This window comes from Nostoc sp. UCD121 (assembly GCF_014222285.1).
Classification (GTDB): domain Bacteria; phylum Cyanobacteriota; class Cyanobacteriia; order Cyanobacteriales; family Nostocaceae; genus Nostoc.
In genome coordinates, this window is record NZ_JACKZS010000284.1 from 1 (window position 1) to 8,024 (window position 8,024).

The 8,024-nt window shown below is 40.5% G+C and carries 3 protein-coding genes; all 3 read left to right on the plus strand.

Annotation, left to right across the window (positions count from 1 at the left end; translation table 11 throughout):
• A partial coding sequence (locus tag GNF10_RS33300; RefSeq protein ID WP_185607380.1) for a Tn3 family transposase occupies positions 1–477 on the plus strand: 477 nt, incomplete at its 5' end.
• A 762-nt stretch (positions 478–1,239) separates the two neighbouring features.
• The gene (locus GNF10_RS33305) at positions 1,240–5,442 is read left to right on the plus strand and encodes a non-ribosomal peptide synthetase (RefSeq protein WP_185580006.1); all 4,203 of its coding nucleotides are present in this window, start codon (positions 1,240–1,242) and stop codon (positions 5,440–5,442) included.
• Positions 5,443–5,450: 8 nt separating this feature from the next.
• Positions 5,451–8,024, plus strand: a 2,574-nt coding sequence (locus tag GNF10_RS33310; RefSeq protein WP_185607381.1) for an amino acid adenylation domain-containing protein, incomplete at its 3' end; no start/stop codon positions are given.

Genomic DNA, 8,024 nt, shown 5'->3' on the forward strand with positions numbered 1-8,024 from the left:
ATGTTGAGGAAATTAGCTTCTTATCCTCGGCAGAATCGTTTAGCTTTAGCTTTGCGGGAGTTAGGGAGAATTGAGCGGACTTTGTTTACCCTGGAATGGTTGCAGAGTCCAGAACTACGGCGACGGGCGACGGCGGGACTTAATAAGGGTGAGGCGAAACATACCCTGAAAAGGGCGGTGTTTTTTAATCGTCTGGGTGAGATTCGCGATCGCTCTTATGAAGACCAGTTCTATCGGGCCAGTGGGTTAAATTTAGTGATTGCTGCTATTGTTCTGTGGAATACAGTGTACTTAGAAAAAGCCGTTGATTATTTGCAGAAACAAGGGATGGATATTCCTGAAGAATATTTGCAACATTTGTCACCGTTGGGTTGGGAGCATATCAATCTCACTGGCGATTATGTCTGGAATTTGAAACAGGCGACCAGTTTTGACCAGTTGCGTCCTTTGCGGGTTAAAGAAAATAAGTATCGCTAAAATGCTTATGTAATATAGGTTTCAGCCTTAGCGTACAATTTTCCCGTTTTGGCACGGTGATGCCAGTATTGATTCACTTCCGACTTCCGACTTCCGAATTTTGACTTAATTTACAGTGAATATATTTTTCTAAAACCTCTTGTATTATTTTGTGTGCAAGACGTTTTGTATAATTCCTTTTCCTTCTGACATAATCAAAGTCCTAATCGCAAATTGGCAAAGAATTAATCATATCACAAAAAACTTTTGCAAGAGTTCTTTAGGGTGCGGAAGGTTGGTTGGATGCATTTGCCCTACTCGTTGATCTATGCCTTAAGATTGATATACATTTTCTAATTTCTCAATAAAAGTTATCCATAAGATACTTTTATTTTCTATGTTAATACGCCTATTTTAAATATAAATATGAATATGAAAAATTTTGGTATAAATCGTAATTAAGAAAAAATTGTGCTTCATTCCTGAAAATTTAAATAACTAAGCAAGTAAAACTAAGTCTTGAAATCTTGTTTTGAAGACTAATTCTGTGATCAAAGTATTGCCTTTATCGAACACTGTCTCTATTTTAAGCGGGTATTTAAGAAATTTTCATTGCCAAAATCTTCCTCCTCCCCAGCTTCTGAAATGGGCATCACTGATAACTGATTTACTGATCCGAGAACCATTAATTCTTCAAAGCTAAACTCCTATCGAAGCATTGACAACAAGATGGACTGAGAAAAAGTTTCCACAAATTCCACCACAACTGTTTGCCATTGACTTATGAGCCAGTATATTTACAGTAGTCTCACAGATGATGAAGAACTTAATTTTTCTGAGGAAGCAGAGGTTTTCGTTTTTCCCACTTCTTTCGCCCAGCAGCGATTGTGGTTTCTCGACCAGTTAGTACCGGGGAATCCATTTTACAACGTGTCAACAGCACTTCACCTGACAGGTTCCCTTAACTTCACCGCCTTAAAGCAGACATTCAACGAAATTGTACGTCGTCACGAAACGTTACGTACTAGATTTGTTATGGTAGAGCAGCAACCAGTACAGGCGATTTCACCTAGCTTAACCATACCTCTTCCCTTAATAGACCTACGCAATTTCGACAGCCCAGAACGCGGCACACGAATGCAGCAAATCGTAACCCAAGAGGCTCAACATCCTTTCAATCTCACCACTGGGCCATTACTGCGAGTAAAGCTGCTGCAACTGGATGAAGCAGAATATCTGCTGCTGCTAAATCTACATCACATAGTTGCCGATGGCTGGTCAATTGGAGTGCTAATTAAAGAATTGGGGGTATTATACAAAGCCTTGGCAGGGGATAAGCGATGTCTGACAACTAGCGACTCCGTATCTACACTCCTACCAGAACTACCCATTCAATATGCAGATTTCGCTCAATGGCAACGGGAGTGGCTACAAGGAGTGACAGCAAACGGCACCTCGCCCCTACAAAGCCAATTAGTTTATTGGCAAAAGCAATTAAACGGGGTTTCGGTATTGAATCTCCCCACCGACCGACTAAGACCAGCAGTTCCTAGCTATAGGGGTGCAAAACAATTTTTAGAGCTACCACACTCCTTAACTCAAGCGCTAGAGGCACTGAGTTACCAAGAAGGCGTTACCTTGTTCATGACAATGCTGGCAGCGTTTCAGACTTTGCTCTATCGCTACACGCAGCAAGAGGATATTGCAGTTGGTTCACCTATTGCTAATCGCAATCGTAGCGAACTAGAGGGATTAATTGGTTTTTTTGTCAATAGCTTGGTGTTACGTACAGATTTCTCAGGCAAGGCGACGTTTCGAGAATTGTTGAATCGAGTGCGAGAGATAACTTTAGAAGCATACAGTCATCAGGACTTGCCTTTTGAAAAGTTGGTGGAGGAACTTCACCCAGAACGAGATTTGAGCTACCATCCTTTTTTTCAGGTTGTATTTAGCCTACAAAATACTCCTATCGAAACCCTAGAGTTATCTGGGTTAACGCTTTCGCTATTTGAGTTCGATAGCAAAACTGCAAAACTTGATTTAGAATTCCATTTGTGGCAAGACTTGGAAAGTTTGAAAGGACAAATGGTTTATAGCACCGATTTATTTGATGACAAAACCATTACGCGAATGCTGGGACATTTCCAAACGCTGCTAGAAAGTATTGTTGCCAATCCAGAACAGCAGATTTCAGATTTGTCTTTGCTTACTGAAGAAGAACGACAAGAGTTATTAATTGATTGGAATGACACTAAACGAGACTATCCAGAGAACAAGTATTTTCATCAGTTATTTGAAGCACAGGTAGAGAAAACTCCCGATGCGATTGCGTTAAACGCACGCTCCGCGAACGCACTAGTTTTTGACGATGAACAACTCAGCTACAAAGAGTTAAATATACGTAGCAACCAACTTGCACATTATCTGAAAAAATTGGGGGTAGTCCCTGACGTTTTAGTAGGTATTTGCGTAGAGCGATCGCCAGAAGCGATCGTCGCCCTATTAGGCATTCTCAAAGCAGGTGGAGCATACCTGCCTTTAGATCCGAGCCTACCTCAAGAGCGTCTTAAGTTCATCCTAGAAGATGCACAAGTTTCAATATTGCTCACTCATTGCTCTTTAGCCCCCCTTAAAAAGGGGGATTGGGGGGATCTCTTGTCTATAGTTTACATAGATGAAGATTGGGCAACTATTACACAACACAGTCAAGAAAACCCAAGCAGTTGTGTAAAATCTGACAATCTAGCTTATATTATCTACACCTCTGGCTCAACAGGAAAGCCTAAAGGCGTTTTGCTTCAGCATCGAGGATTGTCAAACTTAGCGGCATCTCAGATTGAGGTTTTCAACATACAACCGATTAACCGCATTCTACAATTCGCATCATTAAGTTTCGATGCCTCAATTTTTGAGATTGTCATGGCATTACAAACAGGAGCAACTCTTTATTTAGCAAACAAAGAATCCCTTTTACCCGGACAACCTTTGCTCAAATTATTACGCGAAAAAGCTATTACTCATGTCACCCTTCCGCCAGCAGTATTAGCAGTTCTACCTACAGAATCACTGCCGGCATTGCAAACTATTATCTGTGCAGGCGAATCCTGTACCGATGATATTGTAAAACGTTGGTGGAACTCTCCGCGTCGGTTTTTTAATGCTTATGGTCCTACTGAAGCAACAGTTTGGTCAACCGTTGCAGAGATTAGTACTATGAGTGAAAAGCTGTCCATTGGCCGCCCTATTACTAACACTAAAATTTATATATTAGATAAGTATTTACAACCTTTACCAATTGGAATTATTGGCGAATTATGCATAAGTGGTGAGGGATTGGCACAAGGCTATCTTAATCGCCCTGAATTAACTATTGAAAAGTTTATTCCCAATCCTTTTAGTGATAAAAAGGGAGCGCAAATTTACAAGACAGGTGATTTAGCTCGGTATCGTCTGAACGGTAATATTGAATTTTTAGGACGCATCGATAATCAAGTAAAAATTCATGGATTCCGCATTGAGTTGTCAGAAATTGAAACAGTCCTGAGTCAGCATCATAGTGTACAAAAAGCAGTAGTAATTGTTAAAAAAAATGTATCTGGTGACAAGTACTTGGTGGCTTATATTGTTCCCAATATAGAGACGCAAAATTTTACGTCTCTACTACGTAAATTCTTAAAAGAAAAATTGCCAGAATACATGATCCCAAAAGCTTTTGTAATGCTGGATTCTCTACCGCTAACAGCTAGTGGGAAAGTGGATCGTTTGGCGCTAACAGAACTCGACAATCCGGCTAGCGGCTTAATAGATAAAACATTTATCGCTCCTCGGACTCCAACCGAGTCAACCTTAGTAAAAATTTGGGCTGAAGTGCTTAATATTGAGCGTGTGGGTATTTACGATAACTTCTTTGACTTGGGAGGAGATTCGCTGTTAACTGTACGCCTGATGAAACAGATACACAAGCATTTTGAGCGTGAATTGCCGCTATCTAGCTTATTTTTAAATCCAACAATTGAAAGTTTAGCAACTGCTCTATCCTCAAAAGCAGATTCTCTTCCCTGGTCGCCCTTAGTTCCGATTCAACCTGCTGGTTCAAGTCCACCTTTTTTCTGCATACATCCAATTTTTGGTGTTGTTTTCCCTTATTACGAATTAGCTCAGAATTTGGGAAAAAATCAACCATTTTATGGGCTACAACCCATTGGACTTGACGGAAAAAGTTCTCCATTAACTCGCATTGAGGATATGGCTACCCACTACATTGAAGCATTGCGTACAGTGCAGCCTAAAGGCCCTTATTTTTTAGGAGGTTGGTCTTTTGGAGGTTGGGTTGCTTTTGAAATGGCTCAACAACTCCAAAAGTCTGGGGAAGAAGTGGCTTTACTTACTGTGCTTGACACGTTAGCACCAATTCCAGGCAATATACCATCTTTGGGTAGTGGTTTAAAGTTTATGCTGATGACAGTGGCGCGATATATATGGCCCTTTTTTCTCGATTATTTTTATCTAATTATTGCGATCGCTAAGAAAAAAATTAACAGTTTAACTTCTCGGTTGACTAATTTTACTCAAATTGTGCAAAACTCTTTTTGGAAGTCGCTAACGCGATCGCTCCAAACAAATCTCTTCTCTCACTTCATCCGTAAAGAGGATGCCCCAGTTAACGTTATACCTGAAGAATCCAAGTTAAGACTTTTAAGCGAGTTAGCAATTCGTCCAATGCTTCGTGTTTATTATGCCAATAGCCAAGCAGTTCTTAACTACGTTCCGCAAGCCTACTCTAAACAAATTAATCTTTTCAGAACAAATGTTCAATCAAGCATTGCCAAGGAAGATCCGAGTATGGGTTGGGATCAGCTAACTGTAGGAGGAACAGAAATTCATTATATTCCTGGCAATCACCTAACTATGCTGAGAAAACCCCATATCCAAATTCTCGCCGCACAGCTAAGAGCTTGTATTGAGAAAGCACAGAATTTAAAATAAGGATCAATATGTCTTCTGAAGAAGTCTTCGTTTTTCCAGCATCTTTTGCTCAACAACGGCTATGGTTTCTCGACCAGTTGATCCCCGATAATGGTATCTACAATGTGCCGACAGTAATTCGTTTGACCGGTTCGCTGAAATTAGCCGCACTAGAAGAGACTTTTAACGAAATCGTGCGTCGCCACGAAACCTTACGCACAACTTTTATTGTGTCGGATGGACAACCCCTACAGGCGATTCCTGCGGAAAGCTGCGCTAACGCACCCACCTTAACAATACCTCTTTCTGTATTAGACCTCCAGCAATTGCCAGATGATGAACAAGAGGTTAAAGCAAAGTGCATTATTACCGCAGAAATAGAACATCCCTTCGATTTATCCTCCGGGCCATTGCTGCGAGTAATACTCCTCGTCCTTTCTGAGACAGAACATATTCTATTACTGAATATGCACCACATTATCTGCGACGATTGGTCTATGGGGGTACTGATTCGGGAACTGGGAACGCTGTACGCAGCTTTTGCACAAAACAAGCCTTCTCCTCTATTAGAACTGCCTCTTCAGTATGCCGATTTTGCTCACTGGCAGCGCGAATGGTTGCAAGGAGAAGTACTTCAAACCCAGTTAGCTTACTGGCGGGAGCAACTAAACGGTATTTCCATACTGCATCTACCTACTGACAAACCAAGACCAGCTATACAAAGCTATCAAGGAGCAACACAATTTCTAGAATTACCGCTCAAGCTAATTGATGCACTAGAAAAGCTGTCACAGCAAGAAGATGTTACCTTATTTATGACACTGGTGGCAGCATTTCAAACGTTACTTTACCGCTACACACATCAAGAAGATATCGCGCTAGGTTCACCAATTGCTAACCGCAACCGTAGCGAAATAGAAGGGATAATTGGTTTTTTTGTCAATAGTTTGGTGATACGTAGCAATTTATCTGAAAATCCCACTTTTCGGGAACTACTAGGCAGAGTACGGGAGGTAACTTTAGGAGCATACAGCCACCAAGATTTGCCGTTTGAAAAGTTAGTTGAAGAACTACATCCAGAGCGGAACTTGAGCCACCATCCCTTATTTCAAGTGGTATTTGGTTTTCAGAATGCGCCAATGTCATCGCTAGAACTGCCTGGATTAGTACCCAGCTTTATGAATATTGATTTGAAAAAAACACGTTTTGATTTAGAACTGCATCTGTGGAAGTGTTCTGAGGATTTTAGGAGCTTAGGGGGCGGAAACTGGGAGTATTCTGAAGGTCTCCGAGGGGTAATGGTTTACAACACAGATTTATTTGATAAAGCTACTATTAGCCGGATGGTGGAACATTTTAAAACTTTGTTGTCAGCTATTGTTGCAAATCCAGAAGAACGAATTGCAAATTTACCGTTATTAAGTGAAGCGGAGTTACATCAGGTATTGGTGGAATGGAATAACACCCAAGCAGATTATCCTCAAGATAAGTGTATCCATCAATTGTTTGAAAAAAAGGTACAGGAGTATCCTGATTCTATAGCAGTCAACTTTGCTAACAAGCAACTCACTTATGAAGAGTTGAATACTCGCAGCAATAAACTAGCACACCACTTACAAAAAATCGGAGTATGTTCAGAAGTTTTAGTCGGCATTTGTATCTCACAGTCTATAGAAATGATCGTCGGATTGTTGGGTATTCTGAAAGCAGGGGGAGCCTATGTTCCATTAGACTCAAGTTATCCTCAAGAGCGCCTAGTTTTTATGCTTGAAGATGCACAAGTTTCAGTGTTGCTGACACAAGAAAACTTGCTCAAGCATTTTGAAGGTTTCTCAAAACCAATTATTTGTATAGATAAAGACTGGGAAACTATTACCCAAGAAAAGCAAGATAATCCCGAAAGCGATTTAAATAGTAATAATTTAGCATATATTATTTACACCTCTGGTTCTACAGGAAAACCCAAGGGAGTTGCTGTACCTCACAAAGCTGTAAATCGGTTAGTGTGCAATACGAACTATATAAAATTATTACCATCTGATAAAGTTGCCCAAGCCTCAAACACTTCTTTTGATGCTGCGACATTCGAGATTTGGGGAGCGCTACTTAACGGCGCTCAACTTGTGGGAGTTAGTAAAGATATAATCCTCTCACCTCACGAATTTGCATTACAACTACGAGAAGGAGGTATCAATATTCTGTTTTTGACTACCGCTTTATTTCAACAGATTGCCAGAGATGTTCCGCAAGCTTTTGCAACCTTGAAATATTTGCTTTTTGGCGGCGAGGCTGTTAATACGAGATGGGTTAAAAAGATTCTTGAACATGGTGCGCCAAAGTATTTAATTCATGTTTATGGGCCTACAGAGAATACAACATTTTCTTCTTATTATTATATTCAAGAGTTACCATCAGCCACATATTTTCCTATTGGTCGTCCCATTACAAACACGCAAATTTATATATTAGATACATCTTTACAACCAGTACCTGTTGGTGTTACTGGCGAATTATATATTGGTGGGGAGGGGCTGGCGCGAGAATATCTCAATCGCCCTGAATTAACACAAGATAAATTTATCTCCAATCCCTTCGGTAAAAGC

Excerpts from the sequence above, each read along its gene's own strand:
- GNF10_RS33305 (WP_185580006.1), top strand. The coding sequence starts at position 1,240 with ATGAGCCAGTATATTTACAGTAGTCTCACAGATGATGAAGAACTTAAT.